We start from the raw sequence: 23,540 nt of genomic DNA on the forward strand, positions 1-23,540 counted from the left end.
ATGTGTAGGCACCTCGCCTGGCTGGGGGCGCCGCGCACCCTGGCCGAACTGGTCCTCGACCCGCCCACCGGGCTGCAGACCCAGGCGTACGCCCCGCGGCGGCAGAAGCGCGGGTTGCTCAACGCCGACGGGTGGGGCGTCGGCTTCCACGAACCGGACGGCACCGTGCGCCGCTGGCGCTCGGCCCGCCCGCTGTGGAACGACGCGTCGTTCGCCTCGATCGCGCCGGTGCTGTCATCGGGGTCGGTGCTGGCGGCCGTCCGCTCGGCCACCGTCGGCATGCCGATCGACGAGACCGCCGCCGCGCCCTTCACCGACGGACGGTGGCTGCTGTCGCACAACGGCAAGGTGTCGCGCGCGGCGATCCCGCCGCAGCCCGCGGCCGAGTCGGTGTGCGACTCGGCGGTGCTCGCCGCCCACGTGTTCGCGTCCGGCCCGAACGACGTCGTCGCGACGTTGCGTGGCATCGCTCGTCACGATCCGGACGCGTTCCTCAACGTGCTCATGACCGACGGCTCCCGCGTCGTCGGCGTGACCTGGGGCGACGAGCTGAGCTACCTCGTCCTGCCCGACGGTGTGGCCGTCGCGAGCGAGCCCTGGGACGACGACCCCCGATGGGTCGACGTGCCCGACCGACATCTCGTCGAGGTGACGCCGGACGGCGTCACCGTGACCGATCTGGAGAGCTGACCCGTGCCGGTGAACGAGACCGCCGTCCACCTCGATCCCGGCGCGCTGAGCGCCCAGATGGCGTTCGACGTGCGCGCGGGGCTGACGGCCACGCCGAAGACGCTGCCGCCGAAGTACTTCTACGACGCCCACGGCAGCGACCTGTTCGACCGCATCACGCGGTTGCCCGAGTACTACCCGTTCCGGGCCGAGCGGACGATCCTCGAACTGCACGCCGGCGAGATCGCCGCGGTGTCGGGTGGCGCGACCCTCGTCGAGCTCGGCAGCGGCACCTCGGAGAAGACGCAGCTGCTGCTGCGGGCGCTCTCGGACGCGGGCACGCTGACGTCCTACGTGCCCTTCGACGTCGACCCCGCGGTGCTCAAGGACGCGAGCGCCGCCATCGCCGAGCAGTTCCCGTCCCTCGAGATCGATCCGGTGGTGGGCGACTTCGAGCACCACCTCGGCGCGGTGCCGCGCCGTCCGGCCCGGCTGGTCGCCTTCCTCGGCTCGACGATCGGCAACCTCGACCCCGGCCAGCGCGCCCGGTTCCTCTCCGACGTCCGCGGCATGCTCGACGACGGCGACTGCCTGCTGCTCGGCACCGATCTCGTCAAGGACGTAGACCGGCTGGTCGCCGCCTACGACGACGCCGAGGGCGTGACGGCGGCCTTCAACCGCAACGTGCTGACGGTGATCGACCGGGAGCTCGATGCCGACGCCGACCCGGAGGCCTTCGACCACGTGGCCCGCTGGGACCCCGAGGCCGAACGCATCGAGATGCGACTGCGCGCGCGCCACGACCTGACCGTGCACGTGCGGTCCCTGGGCCTCGAGGTGACGTTCGCTCGCGGCGAGGAGGTGCGCACCGAGATCTCGACCAAGTTCCGCAGGGAGACCGTGGCGGCGGACCTCGCCGACGCCGGGATGCGGCTGACGCAGTGGTGGACCGATCCCGACGGCGACTACGCCCTCTCCCTGGCCGTTCCGGTGTGACAGCCGTCACACCCTCTTGCGAAATTGAGTGCTTCCGACGCAAGTTGTATGAGTAGCAGCCGCCCAAGGTGGGTGACTACCGATACGACCCAGGGAGTGCATGATGACCACCCTCAGCGTTTCCCGCCGCCCGCGCCGTGACCCGTTCGGCGAGTTCGACGCCCTCGTGCGCAGCGCGTTCGGCCCCTCGTTCACCCCGTTCGCCGCGAGCCGGCCGGCGCCGTTCAGCCCGGCCGCCGAGATCCTGCGCGACGGCGACGACGCCGTCGTCCGCCTCGAGATCCCGGGCGTCGACATCGACGAGGACCTCGCCGTCGCCCTCGAGGGCGGCCGCCTGGTCGTCCGCGGCGAGCGCAAGGACCAGCTGGACGCGGAACACGGCCAGCGCGTCGTCCGCGAGATGCGCTACGGCGCCTTCGAGCGCAGCTTCGCGCTGCCGTCCGGCGTCACGGCCGAGCACCTGTCGGCCTCGTACGACGCGGGCGTGCTGACCGTCCGCGTGGCGGGAGTCCACGCCGGCCCCGAGTCGACGCGCATCGCCGTCACCACCTCGGCGCCGCAGACGATCGAGCAGCACCAGGAGTAGGCCTGCGGCAGCAGCGCCTGCGGGCCGGCCCCCGTGCGGGGGCCGGCCCGCTTGCTGTGACCCGGCCGAACGGGCAGGCGGTCACTCACACGTGTCACGTCTAGCGTCTGCGTCATGGCTCCGGCGCAGCGACGCGATCTCACCTACCGAGTGGTCATCGCCCTGTTCCGCACCGCGTTCCGACTGCTCGGGCTGCGCTTCGAGGTCCGTGGCCACGAGCACCTGCCGGCGGACGGCCCGGCCGTCGTGGCGTGCAACCACCTCAGCTACCTCGACTTCACGTTCGTGGGCCTCGCAGCCTCCCGGCGCGGGCGGCTCGTCCGGTTCATGGCGAAGCAGTCGACCTTCACCAACCGGGTGTCCGGTCCGTTGATGCGCCGCATGGGACACATCCCGGTCGACCGGGAGCACGGGGCGTCCGCCTACTGCCGGGCGGCGACGAAGCTCGCCGCCGGCGAGGTCGTCGGCGTCTTCCCCGAGGCCACCATCAGCCGCTCGTGGACGCTGAAGTCGTTCAAGCGCGGCGCGGCCACGCTGGCCGTGCGCGAGCAGGTGCCGCTGGTGCCGGTCGTGCTGTGGGCGCCGCAGCGCACCTTCACCGTCGACCGCCGCTACAGCCTGCGACGCGGCAAGACGGTCATGGTGCTCGTCGGCGAGCCGTTGCGCCCGCCCCGTGACGCCGACCCGGCCGAGGTCGACGCGCAGCTGCGCGAGCGACTGCAGCTGCTGCTCGACGAGGCCGTGGCGACGTACCCCGACCGTCCGCGCGACGAGGACGACCGCTGGTGGCTGCCCGCGTGCAACGGGGGTACCGCCCCCACCCCGGAGGTCGCCGCCGAGGCCGAGCGCGAGCGGGTCCGGCTGCGCGCGGTCAGGGATGCGGCGTCGACACCGGGCAGTGCAGTTGCGGACGGTCGTCGACCGGGGGCGTGACGTCCGTGGCCGCGTCGGGCGCGTCCGGGGTGACCGGCGAGTCCTCCCGGGAGGCCACCAGCACCGCCGAGAGCAGGCCGCCGAGCACGCACAGCCCGGCGCACACGAGCATGGCGCGCGAGAAGCCGTCCGACAGCGCCACGGGGTCGTCGTAGGCCGACGGCGTGACGCCGGCGAGGCCGGGCAGCACCGCGACCGAGAGCAGGCCGGCGACGCGGGCGATGTCGTTGTTCACCGCCGACGCGGTGCCGACCAGTCGCGACGGCGCCGCGCTCAGCGCGGTCGCGGTCAGCGGTGCGACGGTGGCCGAGAGCCCCAGCGCGAACACGAGCACCGCGGGCAGCACGTCGGCCGCGTAGCCGGCGTCCGGACCCACCCGGACGAACAGCGCGAGCCCGCACCCGGCCACGATGGGGCCGATGGTCATGGGCAGCCGCGGGCCGATGCGCGCCGCCAGCCGGCCCATGCGAGCCGACAGCAGCAGCATGACGAGCGTCAGCGGCAGCAGCGCGCTGCCCGCCTCGACGGGCGCGAAGCCTGCCGCGCGCTGCAGCTGCACCGGCAGCAGGAACAGCGCGGCGCCGAGCGCGGCGTACATGACGAAGGTGACCGCGTTGGCCGCGTTGAACTGGTGCTCGCGGAACAGCGAGAGCGGCAGCATCGGGTGCCGGCCGCGTGCCTCGACGAGCAGGAAGGCGCCCAGCAGCGCGGCGCCCGCGGCGACGCAGGCGACCGGCAGCGCCGTCCACCCGTCCGCCGGTCCCTCGGTGAGGCCGAAGACGAGCAGGGCCAGCCCGAGCGCGGCGAGCACGACCCCCGCCGGGTCGAGGTGGGTGTCGGCCTCGTCGTCGCGGGTCTCCGGCACGAACCGGCGCGCCAGCCAGACGACGGCGACCGCGATGGGCAGGTTGAGCAGGAACACCAGCCGCCAGCCCCACGGCGCCGCGCCGACGAGCACGCCGCCGACGACCGGCCCGATCGCCGTGGCGACGCCGCCGAGGCCCGACCACGCACCCACCGCCGCGGACCGGTCCTCGCGGCGGAACACCGCCTCGAGGATGGCGAGCGACCCGGGCGTCAGCAGCGCGGCACCGACGCCCTGCAGCGCGCGCATCGCGACGAGCAGCTCGACGTCCGGTGCGAGCGCGCATCCCGCCGACGCGGCGGTGAACCAGACGACCCCGACGACGTAGATGCGCCGCCGGCCGAAGCGGTCGCCGAGGGAACCGCCGAGCAGCAGCAGGCCCGCGAGCGTGAGCGTGTAGGCGTTCACCGTCCACTGCAGCGCCGTGAGCCCCGCGTCGAGATCGGTGCCGATGCGCGGCAGGGCCACGTTCACGACGGTGCCGTCGAGCATGGCCATGCCACTGCCCATGACCATCGCGGTGAGCACGCCGCGTCCCTGCCGGGACGCCAGCACGAGGTCGGGGTCGGTCACCCCGCGACGGTAGCGCTCAGCCCGGCAGTTCGAACCCGTAGACCTGGGCGGCGTTGCCGGCGAGCACGGCGTCGGCCGTGGCGTCGTCGGGCAGCAGCTCGACGACGGCACGGGCGTTCGCGGCGATGCCGGGGATGCCGGGCCAGTCGGTGCCGAAGATCATCCGGCGGGTGAGCCGGGACCAGCTGTGCCGCGCGTAGTACGTGCGCAGCCGCGACGGCGGCAGCCCGGACAGCTCGATCCACACGCGGTCGTTCGTCAAGGCGAGGAACGCGGCGGCGTCGTACCACCAGCCGCGACCGCCGTGCGCCAGCACCCAGTCGAGCCGGGGGAAGTCGCGCAGGACCTCGTCGAGCTGCACCGGGTCGCCGAACCGGTTCTGCGCGCCGGGGAACGTCGACGTGCCGCAGTGGACGACGACGGGCAGGCCCCGCTCCTGACAGATCGCGTACGCGGGATAGAACGCGCGGTCGTTCACCGCGAGACCGGCGTGCACCGGGTGCACCTTGAGCGCGCTCGCGCCGAGCTCCAGCTGGCGGACGAGTTCCTCGTCGACCGGGAAGTGCAAGTGCGGGTTCACGTTGGCGGCGAAGCGGATGCGGCCCGGATTCGCCGCGGCCACGGCCGCCATCGCCTCGGCCCGCTGCCACCCGGTGACGCGCGGGCTGTACTCGCTGAGCACCAGCGCGCCGTCGACGCCCTCGGCCTCGAGCAACGCGTCGAAGGCGCCGGCGTCGATCGCGTCGCCGGACGCGTACAGGGACCGCAGCTCGGGTGAGTCGAAGTTCTGGACCCACGTCTGCCACGACAGCTTCAGTTCGCCCAGCGGGGCGGGGTGCAGGTGGACGTCGATCAGCGGGCGGCCGTCCAGCATGCCCGCGACCCTACGGCGTCGGCGGGACCAACGTCCCTCGGACGGCCCGCGGGACGGCCGATGGCAACGACGAGCGCACAGGTGCCGCCACGCCGGTGCGGCACGCCGCCCTGCGAGGAGCCACCCATGCCGCCCACCGTCCGTCGTATCGCCGTCGCCCTGGTCGCGGTCGTCGCGGCCGCCGTCGGGAGCTCCGTCGCGACCGCACGGGCGGACGCCGTCGCAGACCCCACGATCACCTGCGACAAGGTCACACTGGCCGTTCCGCGCTACGTGACGTACTCGGGCAAGGTCACCTGCCGGTCGAGCGACGGCTCGCCGATCGACGGCTACACCCTCGACGGGGACCCGACCAGCGGCGATCTCGTGCTGAACCAGCTCACCGGGGCCTTCACCTACACGCCGAACCAGGACGCCGAGGCCGACGGGTTCTGGTTCCTCGCTCACGGCGCGGGCCAGGACGGCGGGGGCATCGTGGTCTTCGACATCAAGAACTTCGCCCCTGCCTGCCCGACCGGAGCGACCGCTGCCACGCCGCACGACCGCGCCCTGAAGCTGACCCCGGCGTGCACCGACGCCAACAAGGACGCGATCACCCTCACGGCCGGGACGAAACCCGCGCACGGCACCCTGACGGTCGCAGGGACGACGTTGACGTACACCCCGGCGCGCGGCTACGTCGGCCGCGACACCCTCACCTACCGCGCCGGTGACGGCGAGATGACGACGGAGCCGGTCACCGTCGCGGTGTCCGTGGTCAACGCCGCGCCGCGGTGCACGGCGGCGCCGGTGTCGGTGGTGCACGACCGGCCACGACTCGTGACGGTCACCTGCAAGGACGCCGACGGCGACCGGATGACCGTCGGTTCGTCGGCGGCGCGGCACGGGTCGGTGTCGCGGACGGGTCCGACGCAGTTCCGCTTCACCCCGGCGCGACACTTCGTCGGCACCGGGTCCTTCGCGGTGACCGCGCGCGACGGTGTGTCGACCGGGGTCGCGACCACCGTGCGCGTCCGGGTCACCAACCACGCGCCACGCCTCGCGGCGCCGGCGCGGATCTCGGCCCGCGGCTCGAAGACGTTCCGCGTCCGGACGTCGGATCGCGACCGCGATCCGGTGCGGATCGCGATCGCGTCACGGCCGCGCCACGGCACGGTGTCCGTCGTCGGGACCGCCGTGACCTACCGGCCGCGGGCCGGCTACCGCGGCCGTGACTCGTTCTCGCTGCGCGCGTCGGACGGCATCGCCCGGTCGGCGCGCGACCGCGTCGCCGTGGCGGTCACCCGACGGTGACGTCCGGCTCCGCGAGGGCCGAACGGAACGCGTCAGGGGAACGAGCGAGGGGAACGGTTCAGGCGTTGGCGGCGCAGCGCCCGCAGCGTGCGCAGGCCGGCGGATCGGACATGAGCGTCCAGTCGTGGCCGGTGCGGCGGCACGACGGGCGTCGGTGCGTGGCGCGGTGGGTGACGCGGTGGCGCAGAGCGGAGATCATCGTCGGCCTCCTCCGGTGTGAGGACCCCAGTATGCCCGCTCTTCACGTTTACTTCACATCGAGCGGCGCGGGAGCTCCGACCCTCCGGCGCAGCGTGCCGTCCGGTGACCCGCTGAAGCCGTGGGACACGAGCCAGTCGGTCATCCAGGCGGCGTCGGGATGGCCGTCCGGAACCCGGTTGTAGACGTAGTTCAACCCGCGCGCCGCGGCCTCGGCCTCGAGCCGTCCGACGACGAACTCGCCGATGCCGGCACCGCGATGCGCGGGGGCGACGAGGAACGAGATCTGCGCGTCGCCCCACTCGCTGTCGAGCCAGCCGTAGCCGAGCACGGTGCCGGCGTCGTCGGTGACCTGCCACCACTCGTTCGCCACGACGTCGCCGGAGCCGGGGCGGGTCATGCCGACGCTGGCGAGCTCGGCGTCGCCGAACAGGCGCTGCTTGGCGTCGTCCCAGCGCGGGATCTCCTCCTTGCGCCAGTGCAGGCGTCCGGTGTCGGCGGGCGGCGGGGTGTCGGTGAGGACGGTCCGCGCCATCTCGCGTAGTTCGACGCGACGGATCTTGCCGGTGGGCGTGGTCGGGTAGGCGTCGACGAACACGATCTTGCGCGGACGCTTGAACGACGGCAGCGCCTCCCGGCACCACGCGACGAGCTCGTCCTCGCCGGGCGTCGTGCCCGGATGGGGGACCACGTACGCCACCGGCTTCTCGAGCCCGTCGACGTCGTGCGCCGCCACGACCACGGCCTGCGCGACGCCCTCGTGGGCCAGCAGTCGTGCCTCGACCTCGGCCGGGCTCATCCAGATGCCGCTCGCCTTGAGCATGTCGCCGGTGCGACCGAGGCAGGCGTAGTAGCCGTCCGCGTCCTGCACGTAGGTGTCGCCCGTCCGCAGCCACTCGCCCTGGAACACCTGGCGTGACGCGTCGTAGCGCGACCAGTACCCCGTCGCGCTGGACGCGCCGCGGACGTAGAGCGTCCCCGGGTCGCCCTGCGCCACCTCGCGTCCGTCGTCGTCGAGGATGCGCAGGTCGTAGCCGGGGACGGCCACTCCCGTGGTTCCCGCCCGGACCTCGCCGGGTCGGTTGGACAGGAAGATGTGCAGCATCTCGGTCATGCCGATGCCGTCGATGATGTCGACGCCGAAGTGCGCCGTCCACCGCTGGTACAGGCTGGCCGGCAGTGCCTCGCCCGCGCTCGCGGCCAAGCGGACGTCACCGAGCGCGTCTTTGCGCAGATCCGCGCGAAGCATGTTGGCGAAGAACGTCGGACCCGCGAAGAAGAGCGTCGCGCCGTACGTGCGCGCCCGCTCGGCGATGACGTCCGGCCGCGACGGCGACGGTTCGAGCACCGCCGCCGCACCGACCGACAGCGGGAACAGCACCGAGTTGCCCAGCCCGTAGGCGAAGAACGCCTTGGCCGCCGACAGGCAACGGTCGTCCGGACGGACGCCGAGCACCTGGGTGCCGTAGGTCTCGCACACGAAGCGGACCGAGCCGTGCCGGTGCATCGCGCCCTTGGGCAACCCGGTCGTGCCGGACGTGTACAGCCAGAACGCGGGATCGTCGGCGGTCGTCGGGTAGGGCGCCGCATCGTGCGTTCCGTGCCCGGCCAGCTGCTGGCCGGTGCGCAGCGGCACGTCGTGCGCGACCCGGGTGAGCGCGCTGCGCGCGAGGTCCTCCAGGTCGGGCGTCACCGCGACCAGCCGCGCCCGCGAGTCGCCGACGAGTTCGGCCAGACCGTCGGCGCGCAGCATCGTCGACACCGGCACGGGCACCGCGCCGATGCGCATCGCCGCGAGGTAGACGGCGACGAACTCCGGCGAGTCGGTCATGAACATCAGCACGCGCTGCTCGGGCAGCACGCCGTCGGCGCGCAGGCCCGACGCCGTCCGCTCGACGCGGTCGAGCAGGTCGCGGTAGGTGACGTCGCCCGCCGGACCGGTGAGGGCGAGACGGTCGCCGTCCCCGGCCTCGACACGGCGGTCGAGCAGGTAGTGCGCAGCGTTGAACAGCTCGGCGCTCACGGCTCGTCCCCCGTTACGGCAGGTGCACGTAGTCGTAGTCGAACGGCTGCTGATTGATGCCCTGCTTGGGCGGGGCGATCCAGGACGCGATCCGGCCGCGCTCGTACACCGGGTGCATCAGCGAGCGGACGTGCGTCTTGTCGAGCTCGGTCGGCAGGTACCGGCCCTGCTCCTTCTGCCACTCGTCGGCGGTGAGCACGCGGCCGTCCGGGGTGGCCTCGATGCCGGCGAAGGCGCCCACCTTGCGGTTGAACGCGACGTGCGGCAGGGACAGGCGCGTGCTGATGCCGGCGTCCTCGAGGATGCGGTTCCAGCGCTTCACCCCGCCGCGGCAGTCGGCGATGTACTCGCGCCGCAGGTCGGTGTTGAGCCCCACGAGCGCGGAGACCTCGGTCGAACCGATCGCGCCGTCGACGAGGGCGTCGACGTCGATGGAGTCGTCGGTGAGGCGGTGGTCGTCCTTGCGGCGGTCCTCCATCCACCGTCCCTTGATGCCGGCGGTGTAGTAGTTCGCGACGTTCGTCGAGGTCTCGCCACCGAACAGGTCCAGCGACACCGAGTAGTGGAAGTTCAAGTACTTCTGGATCACGTCGAGCGGGATGCCGCCGGCACCGGCGACGTCCTCGCTGTCGTGCTCGCGCATCAGCTCGGCGGTGCGCTGCACGACGCGGTCGACACCGGTCGTGCCGACCATCATGTGGTGCGCCTCCTCCTTGAGCATGAACTCGCAGGTGCGGCTCAACGGGTCGAACGCCGACTCCTTGAGGGTGCCGAGCTGGTACTTGCCGTCGCGGTCGGTGAAGTACGTGAACATGAAGAACGACAGCCAGTCGGGCGTCTCCTCGTTGAAGGCGCCGAGGATGCGCGGGGCGTCGTCGCTGCCGGAGTTGCGGTGCAGCAACTCCTCCGCCTCCTCGCGACCCTCCCGTCCGAAGTAGGCGTGCAGCAGGTAGACCATCGCCCAGAGGTGCCGGCCCTCCTCGACGTTGACCTGGAACAGGTTGCGCAGGTCGTAGAGCGACGGCGCGGTGGCGCCGAGGTTGCGCTGCTGCTCGACGGACGCGGGCTCGGTGTCGCCCTGGATGACGATGAGCCGCTGCAGGTCGGCGCGGTACTCGCCCGGCACCTTCTGCCACGCGGGCTCGCCCTTGTGCTGGCCGAACCCGATCTGCCGGTCGCCGTCGCGTTCGGACAGGAAGATGCCCCACCGGTAGTCGCGCATGGCGACGTGTCCGAACTGCGCCCAGCCGTCGCGGCCGACGTTCACCGCGGTGCGGAGGTACACGTCCTCGGTGGGCAGGGTCGGGCCCATCGACTCCCACCAGTTGAGGAAGTTGGGCTGCCACGACTCGAGGGCGCGCTGCAGGCGGCGGTCCTCGTGCAGGTCGACGTTGTTCGGGATCTTCTCGGTGTAGTCGGCCACTGCGGTCATGGCGTCACTCCTCGGGGTGTCGGCGGCGACGGTGCATAACGCTACAATCGAATGCGAGAACGTCAAGAGTTCGTAGAACTTTCCAGCTAATTCCCAGCCTCCCGGAGGATGGCGCCATGGCCGCGCCGCAGTCCGCCCACCCGACGCTGTCGCGCCGGCACGCCGCCGGCTCCGGCAGCGCGCGCGGCCTGCTGTTCACCGTGCTCGGCGAGTTCGTCCTGCCCTGCGGCGGACGGGCGTGGACGTCGACCTTCATCGACGTCTTCGCGCGGCTCGGAGTGGAGGAGAAGGCGGCCCGCCAGGCGCTGATGCGCACCGCGGCGGACGGGTGGTTGGCCAGCGAGCGTGTCGGCCGGCGCACCGTCTGGACGCTCACGCCCGCCGCCGAGCGCCTGCTCGTCGACGGCACCGAGCGCATCTACTCGTTCACCGGCGCCCGGCCGGAGTGGGACGGCCGCTGGGTCGTCGTCCTCGCCCGCACGCCCGAGACCGAGCGTCCGACCCGGCACCTGCTGCGCACCCGGCTGAGCTGGTTGGGACTGGGCGGACCGGCTCCCGGCGTATGGGTGAGCCCGCACGCCGACCGGCTGTCCGACATCGCGCGAGCACTGACCGAGGCGGGGGTCGGCGACGACGCGCACGTCTTCGTGGGGGCGTACGAGGGCCTCGGCCCACCGGCCGCCCTCGCCGCCCAGGCCTGGGACCTCCCGGCCGTCGAGCAGGGCTACGAGGAGTTCCTGGCCCGGTTCCGCGATGCCGCCGACGACGACCCGCTCGCGTCGGTCATCGATCTCGTCCACGCGTGGCGACGGTTCCCGTGGGTCGACCCGGCGCTGCCGCGCGAGCTGCTGCCGGCGCGCTGGCGCGGGGTCGAGGCGGCGCGGCGGTTCGCGACCCTGCATGCGCGGTGGGTGGACGACGCACGCGCCCAGTGGCGCGCCCTCGACCCGCCTGGTTGATCCGCGGGACGCGACGGGGCAGGATGTTGCCTACGTCACACTTCCTCGACGGGAGACTGCCGCATGCCTCACCGCACACCGACGACGACGCTCGAGAATCTCGCGGCCGAGGAGTACATCGACGACGCCGCCAGCCGCGTCCGCATGCCGCCGGCCAAGCGCCGGCCCGACACGAGTGATGCGGACGTCGCAGCGCGCGCCGACGCCGACTCCCGAGCCGCCGACGGCGGCACCTCGCCCACCCGGTAGCCGCGTCCGCCCCGACGCCGGGACCTTGGTCTCGGTGGCGGGTACCGAAGATCGTGTCGCCTGCGCGACAGCGCTCCTATCGTCGGCGCGACAGCCGGGGTGGCGGGGTTGCTGCCACCGTGGTCGAGCGCCGGACGGGCCGGTGCCGAGAGCGACAGGGGACGCAGCGATGTCGGACCACGAGAACAGTCAGGCCGAGGAGCCCGTCGACGACGTCGCCGGACACGGCAAGACCATGCCGAAGATCAGCGAGGACACCGACGACGTCGCGGGACACGGCAAGACGATGCCGAAGATCAGCGACGACGACGCGGACGACGACGTCGCCGGCCACGGCAAGACGATGCCGAAGATCAGCGACGACACCGACGGACCGGGCTTCGTGTCCGGCGCGCTGAGCAGCGACGACTCGCTGCCGTCGGCGCGCGCGAAGTAGCACCGCACCACCGAACGCAGGCCGGCCGGCACCTCCGGGGGGAGTGCCGGCCGGTTTCGTCTGTCCGCCCCGTCCGCTCGCCTGGAGTCGTCCGTTGACCGCTGCGGCCGCCGCGTCCGCGCGCACCCGCGACCTGCTGCGCCACCGCGCGCTGCGCCTGCTGCTGCTCGCGGACGTCGTCGACGGCACCGGCTCGTGGGCCTTCAACACGGTCTACGCCCTGGTCGTGTTCGAGGCCACCGGGTCGGCCGCGTGGATCTCGATCGCGCTGGCCGTCCGCTGGATCCCGGCGCTGCTGCTCGGACCCTTCGCGGGCGTGGTCGCCGACCGGTACCCGCGGTCGGCGATCATGATCGCGTCCGCGGTCGGCAGCGCGACCGTCATGGGTGTGCTGGCCGGCTGCGTCGCACTCGACGTCCCGCTCGCGGTCGTCCTCGTGCTGTCGGCGGTGCAGGCGTCGATCTCGACCATGTACAGCCCGGCGTTCGCGTCCGCGCTGCCGGACGTCGTGCCCGAACGGATGCTCGCGGCCGCGAACGGGTTGCGCGAGATCGGCAACAACGTGACCGTCATCGGCGGTCCCGCGCTCGGCACGCTGCTGCTGCTCACCGGGGACCCGGCGCTCGGCATCGCGTTCAATGCCCTGACGTATCTCGTTCCCGTCTTCGTGCTGCTGCGGTTACGGGTCGAGTCACGCGGGGGCGGCGAGGCGGGTGCGAACCCGTTCGCCGAACTCGTCGACGGGGTGCGCGCACTCGTCGCGCAGCGCACCGCGTTCGTGCTCTTCGTCGCGATGGTGCTCGACTCGGGACTGGCCGCGGTCGCGACCGCGCTCGCGCTGCCGATGTCCGAGTACGTCGGCTCCGGCACCGACTACTACGGCTATCTGCTCGTCGCGAACGCTCTCGGGTGCATCGTCGCGGCCGGACTCGCCGGCAGGCTCGCTTCCCGCCGCAAGCTCGCGGGCATCCTGGTCGTCGCGCTGCTGTTGCAGGCCACGCCGTTCGCGCTGCTCGTCGCGCTGCCGAACACCGCGAGCGCCTTCGTGCTGCTGCTCGTCTCGGGCGCCGGAATGATCGTCGTCGACCTCGTCGCCATCACGGCGCTGCAGCGCGACGTGCCCGGCGCGTACCTGGGCCGCATCTTCGGGATGCTCGACACGAGTGTCTTCACCGCCTCACTCCTGTTCGCCCTGCTCGGTGGTGCGCTCGTGACCTGGATCGGGACGGGTCCGGCGCTGCTCGTCGTCGGCATCGGCGGATCGGTGGCCGTGCTCGCGTGCGTGCCGGTGCTGGTCGCCACCGATCGCCGCAGCGCCGCCCGCGCCGCCGAGCTCGCCCCGGTCGTCGACCTGCTCGCCGCGCTCGAACTGTTCGACGGCGCCGACCGTCCGGCCCTCGAGCGGCTCGCGATCGCCGCGGAGGCGCGGGACGTTCCCGCGGGCACCACCGTCATCACCGAGGGCGAGGCCGCGGAGGACATCTGGCTGCTCGCCTCGGGCGAGCTGGCCGTGTCGTCCGCCGCTGTGCCCGGGCTACCGACTGTCCACGCGCCCGGCTACGTCGGCGAGATCGGTGTGCTGCACGAGCGGCCGCGTACGGCCACCGTCACCGCCGCGGTGCCGTGCCGGCTCTACCGGCTCTCGGGGACGGACTTCCGCGATGCGCTGGAGGGACGCGCCGCGAGTTCCTCCCTCGTGCGGCTCAGTGGGGAGCGGCTCGCGCGCACCGAGCCCGCGCGCAGGCACAGCGCCGGTGGCGTCGCCCGCTGACGTCGGAATCGGGATGCGGGGTCGGCCCGGTCGGGATCCGGGTCGGTCCCGGTCGGTCCGGGTCGGTCCGGGTCGGTCCGGGTCGGTCCGGGCCGGTCCGGGCCGGTCCGGGCGTGTCGGGTGGTCGGCCGCTCCGCGCGACGGGGCGGGCTGCACTCCACGCCTGCGGGCACCTGTGGGGTGGAAAGAATTGAACCGCTCTCACGAGAGGCTTTCACGAGACCGCTTCACGAGACCGCTTCACGAGACCGCTTCACGAGACCGCTTCACGAGACGGTCTCGTGAAGCCCACTCGTGAAGCCCACTCGTGAAGCCCACTCGTGAAGCCCACTCAATTGTTTTCGCGAGGGGTGTGTCCGCCGGATCGCCGCCGGCGACCAACTCCGGGCTCGGGTCAGGTCGCGTGCGGGTCCGGAGCGTCGGCGTTTGCGGCGACGGCGTTGGCGGCGTTGGCGGCGTTGGCGGCGGTGGCGTTGGCTGCGACGGCGTTGGCGGCGACGGAGCGCAGGACGGATTTGACCTCGTAGGGCGCGAGGTCGGGGTGTTTCGACAGCAGGCGCGCGACGAGGCCGGCGATGTGCGGGGCGGCGAACGAGTTGCCGGTGACCTCGGCGCGCTTGCCGTCGAGCCAGGCCACCTGCACGTCGATGCCGGGGGCGCCGAACTCGGCGGGACCGCCGGGGTTGGCATAGACCAGCATCGGGTCGTCGCCGGCGCACGCCGCCACCGACACGACGGACGCGTACTGGCTCGGAAAACTCTGCGCGGGCACGTTGTTCATGGCGCAGACGAGCACCACCCCGGCGAAGTAGGCCTCGTCGGCGATCTCGTGGAACAACCCGTAGAAGTCCTGCCGTCCGGTCGACAGCGACAGGTTGATCACCCGCGCGCCGTGCTCGATCGCCCACCGGAGTCCGGCAGCGAACACCTGGCCCTTGCCGGTGAGCCGCTCCCCGAGGACGCGCACGCTCATCAGCTCGGCCTCGGGGGCGGCGCGGCGGATGATGCCCGCACAGGCGGTGCCGTGGCCGTACCGGTCGACGTGGTTGCCCTCGTCGACGACGACCCGCTCGTCGTCACGGTCCCAGCGCAACGCGGCGCCGGGAGCGGACGGACCTTTCACGCGTCGGTGCGCAAAATCGATGCCGCTGTCGACGACGGCGACGCGGACGCCGGCACCGGTCGCGCCGGCGAAGGCCCACTGCGCGTCAACCCCGGCTGCGGGACGGACAGGTCGCAGCGCGTCCGGCGTGAACGCGTCCGCCCAGGCCGGCAGCAGCGATTCGCTCATCGGGCGTCGAGGAAAGTCTGCAGCACCCGGGACGCGAGCCGGGCGTCCGCGGGCGAGCGCGACGCGAGGGTCGCGAGCAGCGTGGCGACCGAGTGCAGGTCGGCGTCCGCGCGGCGCGGCGTGCGGGAGGCGAGCGCGGCGGCGAGCTCCGTACCCTCCCCCGCGGCGTCGGCGAGGGCGGTGAGCAGCAACCGCCCGACGTCCGCCGCGGCGCGGGAGCTCTCGATCGCGAGCGCGGCCTGGTCCGCGAACAGCGCGGCGGTGCGCAGGTCGAACTGCGCGCCGTCACGGGTGGCGTCGCGGTCGAGCAACGTGAGCACGCCGAGCTGGCCGGTGCGTCCGGTGACGGGCACGGCAAGGATCGCCTGCGGCACGTAGCCCGTCTCCTCCGCAACGTCGCTCGCGAACCGGGCGTCGTGGCGCAGGTCGGAGACGGCCGCGGCCTGCCCCGACTGCATCACCCAGCCCGCGATGCCCTGCGTCGCGCCGATGCGCATGTCGATCACGGCGTCCGCCCCGGCGCCGGACGCCGCGACGTAGACGAGTTCCTCCTCGTCCTCGCTGAGCAGGGCGAGCGAACACGCGCCCGCCCCGAAGAGGGCGCGCGCGGTCTCGGTGAGCGAGCGCAGCAGTTCGGCGTGGCCGTCCGGCGTGATCACCGGCGCCAGCGCGGCCGCGGTCGTGGCGAGCTGGTCGAGCAGCGGGTCGGTCACGACCGCGCCAAGCGTTCGAGCGCGTCCGGGTCGAGCAAGCGCACCGTGCCCTCGCCGAGCTCGACCCACCCCCGCGACACGAACCCCGACAGCCCCTTGTTCAACGACTGCCGCGAGACCCCGAGCATCGCGGCGAGGTCGGTCTGCGTCACCGGCAGATCGACCACGCCGGCGACCTGCGAGTCGAGCAGCAGCTTGGCGAGACGCCGGGGCAGGTCGAGGAAGACGAGGTCGGCGGCCCGTCCGGTGAGACGGCGAACACCGGCGGCGAGCGAGACCGCCACCGCCCAGAGCGCGTCCGGACGGGACCGCAGCACCGCCCGGACGGCGTCGGACGGCACGGCGAGCAGTTCGGCGTCCGTCAGCGCAGTGGCGCCCGCGGACCTCGGTCCCGCGTCGATCAGGCTGACGTCGCCGAGCACGGCTCCCGGACCGAGCAGCGCGAGGAGCAGGTCACTGCCCTGCGCGGACACGAGATGCACTTTGAGCGAACCCGCGCGAATGAGCACGAGGTGGTCGGCGGGCTCTCCCTCGACGAACAGCACCTGTCCCCGCGCGAGGCGGCGCACGAAGGCGACCTCGTCGAGCGCAGCGAGCGCCGGCGGGTCGACGCCGCGGAACAGGTCGGTACGGCACAGCTCCCCGGCGGCTCCGGAAACGGTCACAGCACCGCCTCGATCCGGTCCAGGGCCGCGAGACGTCGCGTCAGGGTGGCGGCCCGCAGCGGCGCCGCCACCGCCGCGGCCTCGTCGACCGCCGTCGCCGCACCGTCGTCGTCACCGTCGTCGCGACGCAGGTCGGCGAGATCGAGCAGTCCGTGCGCGAGGTGGAACGGGCTGCCCACCTCGCGCAGCCGCGCGACCGCCTCGGCCGCCGCCGTCTCGGACCGGTCGAGCAGAGCGCGGCCGAGCGCGCGCTCGGCCCGTAAGAGGGGTGCGAGGTGGCCGACGGGCACGCCGTCGAGGACGTCGAGCAAGCGTTCCTGCGTCGCGCGGTCGCCGACCTCGCGGGCCGCCCGTACCCCCAGGGTCCACACCCAGACCCGCGCCTCGTGCCGCAGTCCGAGCGAGGGTGTGCGCTCGAGCGCGACCAGGGCGCGGTCGAGAGCGAGGCGGGGGTCATCGACGAGTGCCCGCGCGACGTCCACCGTCGCCGTGTACGCCACCTCCTGCACGTCGTCGGTCGCGACACGGGCGAGCAGCGCTGTCCGTACGAGCGGGACCTCGCCCCGCAGTGCGCTCAGGAACAGTCGGGTCTGCAGCACCGAGAGCCCGTCGGGCACGTCGGCGATCGCGAGGTCGAGACGCTGCGCGGCGTCGTCCCAGCGCCCCAGCCAGAGCGCGGCCCCGGCCGCGTTACAGGTGCCGAGGTCGTAACCGTAGGTGTCCCCCCGGCGCTGCGCGTTCTCGGCGGTACGGACCGCGGCCTCGAACGCCGCCGCCGGGTCGTTGGTGAGGTACTGGTCGGCCAGGTTGTTGAGCGCCGCGAGCCACCGTGAGCCGAGGTCCCGCTCCGACAGGCGCACGGCGTGGGCCAGTGCCGCGCAGGCGTCCTCGACATGGTTGAGGAAGGCGTGGGCCAGACCGCGGACCGTGAAGGCACGGGCCATCAGGTCGCGGTCGACGCCGAGGGCCTGCGCCAGCCTGACGGCGTCCTCCGAGCGCGCGGCAGCGACCTCTCCGTCGCCCGCGAACGCGTCGTTGTTCGCCGCCACGCAGAGCGCGAGGACGGTGTCACCGTCCGGCTCGGCGGACAGGACGTTTAGCGCCTCGCGCAGCAGTCGCGCTGCCGTCTCGATCTCACCGCTGCGGTTGAGTGCCTCGGCGACGCGGGTCCGCGCCCGCGCCGCCGCACGGGGTAGTCCGGCATCGACGAAGAGCACCTCGGCCCGGCGGGCGTGGTCGAGCGCCGCGGGCCAGCTGCCGATGTCGATGAGCGTCTCGGCCGCCCTCTCGAGCCGGACGCCGGCTCCCGCCGGGTCGACCGGTTCGATCAGATCGGCGACGGCCACCAGGTGCTCGGCGGCGCGCTGCGGAGCACCGGAACGCAGCGACCGAGCGGCCGCGCGCTCCAACGCCTCGACCGCGAGAGCGCGCAACGCGTCGGCGTCGTCGTCCTGGGGCACGGCGTGCAGCGCGTCGACGTAGTGCTGCGCGACCACGTCGACGATCTCGTCGCCGTCCCCGGCGAACGTGGAACGCAGGTGGGCGGCCACGGCGAGGTGGCGCGCCTTGCGGTCGCGGCGCGACAGCGTCTCGTACACGACCTGACGCAGCAGGTTCTGGCTGAAGCCGAACGTGCCGCGCTGCGGCGAAAGCGGGTCGGAGGTGACGTCGACGATCTCACGGCGCACGAGATCGTCCAGCGCGCGGCGCACCTCGTGCTCGTCCCGCCCCGACACCGCCACGAGCGCCTCGGGCGGGAACGTCCCGCCCAGGACGGCGGCGTCCGCCAGCAGCGAGCGCAACAGGCCCGGCAGCGCGTCGTAACGGGCGGCGAGCAGCCCGCGCAGGGTGTCGGGGACGGCCAGTTCGGTCACGTCGGTGACCTCGCCGACCAGGCGGTAGACCCCGTCGCGCGGCACGACGACGTCCCGGTCGATCAGCGAGCGGATCGTCTCGACGGCGTACAGCGGCAGGCCCTCGGCCTGGTCGACGATTCCGGCGCGGACGGCGTCCGGCATGCCGGGCACGAGCGCGTCGACGATCGTGTGCATCACCCCGTCGTCCAGCGGATCGAGGGCGAGCGTCGCGCGGTTGCGTCCCACGCCCCACCCGGGAGCGCGGTCGGCCAGGTCCGGCCGGGCGAGCACGAGCACGAACAGCGGCGCGCCGCGCGACCAGTCGACGAGGTGATCGAGGAACTCGAGCAGACCGGGGTCGGCGTGGTGGGCGTCCTCGACGAGCAGCACGACCGGGCTGTCCGCGGACAACCGCTCGAAGAACAGCCGCCAGCCCGCGAACAGTTCCTCGCGGGGCAGCGGCGCGCCGTCGTCCTGGCCGTAGCGGACGCCGAGCAGCCGGCCGAGCCGGACCCCGACGTAGTCGCACTCGGCCGCGTCGGCGACGAAACCCGGCAGCCGGTCGGCGAGTTTGGCAGCCGCCGTCGCCGACGTGTCCTCGTCGGCGATGTCGAAGCGCTGCCGGACGATCTCGGCGAGCGCCCAGAACGCGACGCCCTCGCCGTAGGTGAGGCACCGTCCGCGATGCCAGTAGACCTCCGAGGCCAGGCCGTCGACGTAGGTGCGGAACTGCCACCCGAGCCGTGACTTGCCGACGCCGGCCGGGCCCGAGAGCACGACCAGTCGCGGGGTCGCCCGCTCGGCCGAGACGTGGAACAGGTCCTTCAGCGTCCGCCACTCGACGTCACGACCGACCAGCGGCGCCTCGAGCCCGTCGACCCGCTGCACGCCGCCGACGGTCGACAGCACCCGCGTCGCCGCCCAGAGGTGCATCGGCTCGGCCTTGCCCTTGAGCGTGTGCTCCCCGGCGTCGCGGTAGCCGATGACGGCGTGGGTCAGCCGCTCGGTGACGTCGTCGACCCACACCGATCCCGGGTCGGCCACCGACTGCACGCGGGCCGCGGTGTTGACGGTGTCGCCCGCGACCCCCTCGCCGACGAGCCCCACGGTGACGGCGACGTCGCCGGTGACGACCCCCGCGCGCGCCGACAACCCGGTCGCGCCCTCGTCGGTGCCGAGTTCGGCGACGGCGGCGACGAGTTCCAGCGCCGCGCGTACGGCCCGCTCGGCGTCGCCCTCGAGTGCGATCGGCGTTCCCCAGATCGCCATGACGGCGTCGCCGATGAACTTCTCGATCACGCCGCCGTGGCGCTCGACGATCGTCCGGGCCCGCTCGAAGTAGTGCGAGAGCAGCTCGCGGACGTCCTCGGCGTCGCGGGCGGCGGTGAACGGCGTGAAGCCGACGAGGTCGACGAACAGCACCGAGCACACCCGCCGCTCGGTCTGCGGTTGCGCCACGAGCGGCGGCGCGACGACGACGGACGCCTGCTGGGGCGTGCCGCACTCGCCGCAGAACTTCGCGGTGCCCACCGCGGCACCGCACGCCGGGCACGTCCGCGCCAGCGGCGTGCCGCACTCACCGCAGAACTTCGCGGTGGCGGGGTTCTCGGTGCCGCAGGAGGTGCAGGGCGTCACGCGGGAACCGTACGCAACCGGCCGAGGACCTCGGCGGAGCCGAGACGTTCGCCGATCACCCGCGCCTCGGCCCGCTCCTGTGCCGCGTCCTCGCCCCGGGCCTCGAGGAAGTCCGCATGGTCGAGCAGACCGAACGCGAGGTGGTACGGGCTGCCCGTCGCGCGCAGGGACGCGATGGCCGCCTCGAACTTCTCCGCGGCGTCCGGCTGCTCGTCGACGGCCGCGAGCCGGGCTCGCGCGAGGTCGAGGTTGCTGCGCGCGATCGTCGACAGGACGCCGCGCGGCACCACCGCCAACAGGCCCACCAGACGGCGTTCCTCCTCGATCCGGCCCAGTTGGTGCGCGAGGCGGGCCGCCGTTGGCCACGACCAGAACAGCGGTTCGAGACTGTGGTCGACGTCCTCCGCTTCCGTGCCGAACAGGTCGCTCAGGATCTGCAGCGCCTCCTCCGGTCGTCCCTGCGCGATGCGGATGGCCGACGTCACCCAGGCGACGAGTGGCGCCGACTCCGGGCTGTCCTCGGGAAGATCGGGGCGGAAGTCCGGGTCGGGACGCCCCCGGAGCGCATCGAGCAGGGTCGGCAGATAGCCGATCAACTCGTCGTCGATGCCCCGCTCCCGTACCGCCGCGAGCGCCTCCGCCGCGCCGTCCCAGTCGCCGGACTGCAGCCGGGCGACGGTGAGGTTGCCGGATGCGATCGCGAAGTTGTACGGGTCGCCGACCAGGTCGATCAGGCCGAGCGCGCGCAGCGCCGCGGACTCCGCAGCCGCGAAGTCGCGGGTCAGCTGGAGCGCGGACAGATTGGTGAGAGCGACGAACGCCTCGCGCGGGCGGCCGGCCCGCTCGGCGAGCTGGACGGCGAGCCCGAAGTCGTGCGCCGCCTCGCGGTGGCGGCCGGTGACGAGGGCGCTGAGCGCGCGATCGGCGAACAGCGACGCGAATGCCTCGTCGGGCAGGTCGAGCGCCTGGGCGGTACCCAGGGCCTCGTCGAGCACCTCGCGCGCCCCGGGACGGCCGCTGAGGGCCAGGGTGCCGCCCCACATGTCGAGCGCCTCGACGGTGTCCCGGTCGGGGTCCGTGCGCAGGACGTCCGCGGCTCGCGAGAGCAGGTCGAGGGCCTCGGTGAAGCGACCGGTGCGTCGCAGCCAGCGACCGTGCGCGGCGTCGACGCGTGCGACCTCGCGCGGCCGCCCGGCCCGGTCGTAGCGGGCCCTCGCCTCGTCGAGGACGCGGAAGGCGTCGTCGTAGTTGTTCGCCGCACCGAAGGTGGTCGCTGCCCGCTCCCACAGTGCCGCCGCTGCGAGCGGATCGCGGTCGGCGAGCAGCTGTGCGGCCCGCTCGTACGAGCCGGCCGCCCGTCGGTTCGACCCCGAGCTCTCGGAGCGTTCGGCGGCGCCGACGAGACAGTCGACGGCGGCCTGCCGCACCGCCTCGTCGTCCTCGCCGCTGCCCGGCGCCAGCGCGTCCAGGTAGTGCTGGGCGACCACGTCGAGCATGCCCTCGCCGTGGTCGGCGAACGTCCGCTGCAGGTGCCGCGCGACGGCGAGGTGACGCTCGCGCCGATCGCGCCGCGACAGGGTGTCGTAGGCGACCTGGCGCAGCATGCCCTGCGTGAACCCGTACGAGCCGCGCTCGGGCGACAGCGGGTCGGTCGAGACGGTGAACACGTCCCGGCGCACCAGCTCGTCGAGACCGGCGGTGACGTCGGCCGCGTCGGCAACCGAGACGGCGGCGAGCGCCTCGCCGGGGAAGGTCGTGCCGAGCACGGCGGCGTCGGCGACGAGCGCGCGCAGCTCGGGTTCGAGGGCGTCGAGGCGGGCGGCCAGCAGGCCGTGCAGGCTGTCCGGCACCGCGAGCGCGCCGAGGTCACCGGTGAGCCGGTACTCGCCGTCGACGGCCTGCACGACGTCGCGGTCGATGAGCGATCGGACGGTCTCGACGGCGAAAAGCGGGTTGCCCTGCGCCTGCCCTGCGATCCGGTCGACGTCGTCGCTCGAGGCCCCCGCGACGAGTGCGGATACGAGGCGCTGCATCGACGGCGCGTCCAGGTCGTCCAGCGGCAGCGCGGTGCGGTTGCGTCCGATGCCGAGCGACGGGCGTCGTTCCAGGACCTCGCTGCGACCCAGCAGCACGAGGAAGATCGCCGAGGCCCGGGAACGGTCGACGACGTGCTCGACGAAGTCCAGCAGCCCGTCGTCGGCGTGCTGCGCGTCCTCGATCAGCACGACCACCGGCGCCTCGTCCCCGAGACGCTCGAGCAGCAGCCGCCACCCGGCGAAGAGGTCCGCGACCTCGATCGGTGTCCCCGGGTCGTCCGGGTGCTTCAGGCCCAGCAGCCGGGCCACGCGGACGCCGACGAAGGCGCGTTCCTCCGGTGCCGGTACGTGCCCGGCGAGCCCGTCCAGCAGCTTGACCGTCGCCTCGTCACGCGGGTCCTCGGCCGCGATCGAGAACCGTTGCCGAAACGCCTCGGCCAGCGCCCAGAAGGCGACGCCGTCGCCGTAGGACAGGCAGCGGCCGCGGTGCCAGAGGACGACGGATGCCAGCCCGTCGACGTACTTCTCGAACTCCCACCCGAGCCGGGACTTGCCGATGCCGGCCGGCCCGGTGATCGTCAGCAGCCGCGGCGTGCCCCGCTCGGCGGCCGCGTGGAACAGCTCGCGCAGCGTGCGCTCCTCGGCGTCGCGGCCGATCATCGGCGCCTCGAGTCCGTCGACGCGCTGGAAGCCGCCCACCGCCGAGAGCACCCGGGTCGCGCGCCAGAGCGGCTGCGACTCGGACTTGCCCTTGAGCAGATGGTCGCCGACGGCCCCGAACCCGACCGCGGACGCCGCGAGCCGCTGCGTGTGGCCGTCGACCCACACCGTCCCGGGCTCGGCCGCGGACTGCACCCGCGCCGCCGTGTTGACGGCGTCGCCGGCGACCATGCCCTCGCCGACCGCACCGAGCGTCGCGGTGACCTCGCCGGTCACCACTCCGGCGCGCAGCGCGAGCCCGTCGGCGCCGAGCTCGGCGCCGAGGGCGGTCACCGCCGACACCAGGTCGAGCCCGGCGCGCACCGCGCGCTCGGCGTCCCCCTCGGACGCCACCGGCGTGCCCCACACCGCCATCACCGCGTCGCCGATGAACTTCTCCACCGTGCCGCCGTAGCGGGTGACGATCGTCCGTGCGGTGTCGAAGTAGCGCGACAGCAGCGCGCGGACGTCCTCGTGGTCGCGTGTCTCGGACAGCGGCGTGAAGCCGACGAGGTCGGCGAACAGCACCGAGCAGACGCGGCGTTCGGTCAGCGGCGCGGGTGGTGCCGCCGCGGCGACGCCGTCGAGGGCGCTGCCGCACGCGCCGCAGAACCGGAAGCCGGGCGTGGCCGCGGTTCCACACGACGGGCAGACGGCCTCCAGGGGTTGTCCGCAGCCGCCGCAGAACCGGTGTCCGGCGGGGTTGTCCGTCCCGCACGCACCGCAGTTCTGCACGCGCGCATCATGACAATCCCTGCCGGGGCCCCGCCAGAGGAGGAAGGTCCACT

Annotated in this window: 19 protein-coding genes; 9 read left to right on the plus strand and 10 right to left on the minus strand. The window is 73.3% G+C overall.

What is annotated here, in order from left to right:
* The 4 genes from egtC to ACYVP9_RS16925 all read left to right on the plus strand — a co-directional run bounded on the left by egtC (position 1) and on the right by ACYVP9_RS16925 (position 3,184).
* The gene (egtC, locus tag ACYVP9_RS16910; RefSeq protein WP_460606089.1) at positions 1–690 is read left to right on the plus strand and encodes a class II glutamine amidotransferase domain-containing protein; all 690 of its coding nucleotides are present in this window, start codon (positions 1–3) and stop codon (positions 688–690) included.
* Between the two features lie 57 nt (positions 691–747).
* Positions 748–1,665 carry an L-histidine N(alpha)-methyltransferase gene (gene egtD / locus ACYVP9_RS16915; protein WP_460606284.1) on the plus strand — a complete coding sequence of 306 codons (918 nt, stop codon included), beginning with the start codon at positions 748–750 and terminating at the stop codon, positions 1,663–1,665.
* A gap of 103 nt (positions 1,666–1,768) precedes the next feature.
* The gene (locus tag ACYVP9_RS16920; RefSeq protein ID WP_460606090.1) at positions 1,769–2,251 is read left to right on the plus strand and encodes an Hsp20/alpha crystallin family protein; all 483 of its coding nucleotides are present in this window, start codon (positions 1,769–1,771) and stop codon (positions 2,249–2,251) included.
* A 114-nt stretch (positions 2,252–2,365) separates the two neighbouring features.
* On the plus strand, positions 2,366–3,184 hold the full coding sequence (locus tag ACYVP9_RS16925) for a lysophospholipid acyltransferase family protein (RefSeq protein WP_460606091.1): 819 nt from the start codon (positions 2,366–2,368) through the stop codon (positions 3,182–3,184).
* Here the strand turns inward: ACYVP9_RS16925 and ACYVP9_RS16930 are convergent.
* The gene (locus ACYVP9_RS16930) at positions 3,123–4,622 is read right to left on the minus strand and encodes an MFS transporter (protein WP_460606092.1); all 1,500 of its coding nucleotides are present in this window, start codon (positions 4,620–4,622) and stop codon (positions 3,123–3,125) included. The two genes, ACYVP9_RS16925 and ACYVP9_RS16930, sit on opposite strands and share 62 nt — an antisense overlap.
* A gap of 16 nt (positions 4,623–4,638) precedes the next feature.
* Positions 4,639–5,496, minus strand: a complete 858-nt coding sequence (locus ACYVP9_RS16935; RefSeq protein WP_460606093.1) for an amidohydrolase family protein — start codon at positions 5,494–5,496, stop codon at positions 4,639–4,641.
* Positions 5,497–5,622: 126 nt separating this feature from the next.
* Between ACYVP9_RS16935 and ACYVP9_RS16940 the strand changes: the two genes are divergently transcribed.
* Positions 5,623–6,789 carry an Ig-like domain-containing protein gene (locus tag ACYVP9_RS16940; protein WP_460606094.1) on the plus strand — a complete coding sequence of 389 codons (1,167 nt, stop codon included), beginning with the start codon at positions 5,623–5,625 and terminating at the stop codon, positions 6,787–6,789.
* A 58-nt stretch (positions 6,790–6,847) separates the two neighbouring features.
* Here the strand turns inward: ACYVP9_RS16940 and ACYVP9_RS16945 are convergent, their stop codons facing one another.
* Genes ACYVP9_RS16945 through boxB form a run of 3 tightly spaced genes read right to left on the minus strand, consistent with a single transcriptional unit; the run spans position 6,848 to position 10,442 of the window.
* Positions 6,848–6,988 carry a hypothetical protein gene (locus ACYVP9_RS16945; RefSeq protein WP_460606095.1) on the minus strand — a complete coding sequence of 47 codons (141 nt, stop codon included), beginning with the start codon at positions 6,986–6,988 and terminating at the stop codon, positions 6,848–6,850.
* A 48-nt stretch (positions 6,989–7,036) separates the two neighbouring features.
* The gene (locus tag ACYVP9_RS16950; protein WP_460606096.1) at positions 7,037–9,010 is read right to left on the minus strand and encodes a benzoate-CoA ligase family protein; all 1,974 of its coding nucleotides are present in this window, start codon (positions 9,008–9,010) and stop codon (positions 7,037–7,039) included.
* Positions 9,011–9,023: 13 nt separating this feature from the next.
* Complete coding sequence (boxB, locus tag ACYVP9_RS16955; protein ID WP_460606097.1) at positions 9,024–10,442, minus strand: benzoyl-CoA 2,3-epoxidase subunit BoxB; 1,419 nt, start codon at positions 10,440–10,442, stop codon at positions 9,024–9,026.
* A 116-nt stretch (positions 10,443–10,558) separates the two neighbouring features.
* Between boxB and ACYVP9_RS16960 the strand changes: the two genes are divergently transcribed.
* From ACYVP9_RS16960 to ACYVP9_RS16975, 4 genes are all read left to right on the plus strand, one after another.
* Positions 10,559–11,401, plus strand: a complete 843-nt coding sequence (locus tag ACYVP9_RS16960) for a PaaX family transcriptional regulator (RefSeq protein WP_460606098.1) — start codon at positions 10,559–10,561, stop codon at positions 11,399–11,401.
* Positions 11,402–11,464: 63 nt separating this feature from the next.
* On the plus strand, positions 11,465–11,650 hold the full coding sequence (locus ACYVP9_RS16965; RefSeq protein WP_460606099.1) for a hypothetical protein: 186 nt from the start codon (positions 11,465–11,467) through the stop codon (positions 11,648–11,650).
* A gap of 169 nt (positions 11,651–11,819) precedes the next feature.
* Complete coding sequence (locus ACYVP9_RS16970) at positions 11,820–12,086, plus strand: hypothetical protein (RefSeq protein WP_460606100.1); 267 nt, start codon at positions 11,820–11,822, stop codon at positions 12,084–12,086.
* Between the two features lie 94 nt (positions 12,087–12,180).
* Positions 12,181–13,857, plus strand: coding sequence for an MFS transporter (locus tag ACYVP9_RS16975; protein WP_460606101.1), 1,677 nt, complete (start codon positions 12,181–12,183; stop codon positions 13,855–13,857).
* A gap of 394 nt (positions 13,858–14,251) precedes the next feature.
* On the opposite strand, the gene ACYVP9_RS16980 is transcribed toward ACYVP9_RS16975, so the two are convergent.
* From ACYVP9_RS16980 to ACYVP9_RS17000, 5 genes are read right to left on the minus strand one after another with little or no spacing between them, the layout of a single operon-like run.
* Entirely contained in the window at positions 14,252–15,148 is an 897-nt protein-coding gene (locus tag ACYVP9_RS16980) for a S8/S53 family peptidase (protein ID WP_460606102.1), read from the minus strand.
* Complete coding sequence (locus ACYVP9_RS16985; protein ID WP_460606103.1) at positions 15,145–15,861, minus strand: GAF domain-containing protein; 717 nt, start codon at positions 15,859–15,861, stop codon at positions 15,145–15,147. Before ACYVP9_RS16985 ends, ACYVP9_RS16980 begins: the two co-directional genes overlap by 4 nt.
* A complete protein-coding gene (locus ACYVP9_RS16990) occupies positions 15,858–16,526 on the minus strand; it encodes a Crp/Fnr family transcriptional regulator (RefSeq protein WP_460606104.1) in 669 nt (222 codons plus the stop codon). The genes ACYVP9_RS16985 and ACYVP9_RS16990 overlap by 4 nt, the downstream gene beginning before the upstream one ends.
* Positions 16,523–20,017 carry an AAA family ATPase gene (locus ACYVP9_RS16995; protein ID WP_460606105.1) on the minus strand — a complete coding sequence of 1,165 codons (3,495 nt, stop codon included), beginning with the start codon at positions 20,015–20,017 and terminating at the stop codon, positions 16,523–16,525. Before ACYVP9_RS16995 ends, ACYVP9_RS16990 begins: the two co-directional genes overlap by 4 nt.
* Positions 20,014–23,487, minus strand: coding sequence for an adenylate/guanylate cyclase domain-containing protein (locus ACYVP9_RS17000; protein ID WP_460606106.1), 3,474 nt, complete (start codon positions 23,485–23,487; stop codon positions 20,014–20,016). The genes ACYVP9_RS16995 and ACYVP9_RS17000 overlap by 4 nt, the downstream gene beginning before the upstream one ends.
* Positions 23,488–23,540 lie beyond the last annotated feature (53 nt).

This window comes from Jatrophihabitans fulvus, from assembly GCF_054781375.1.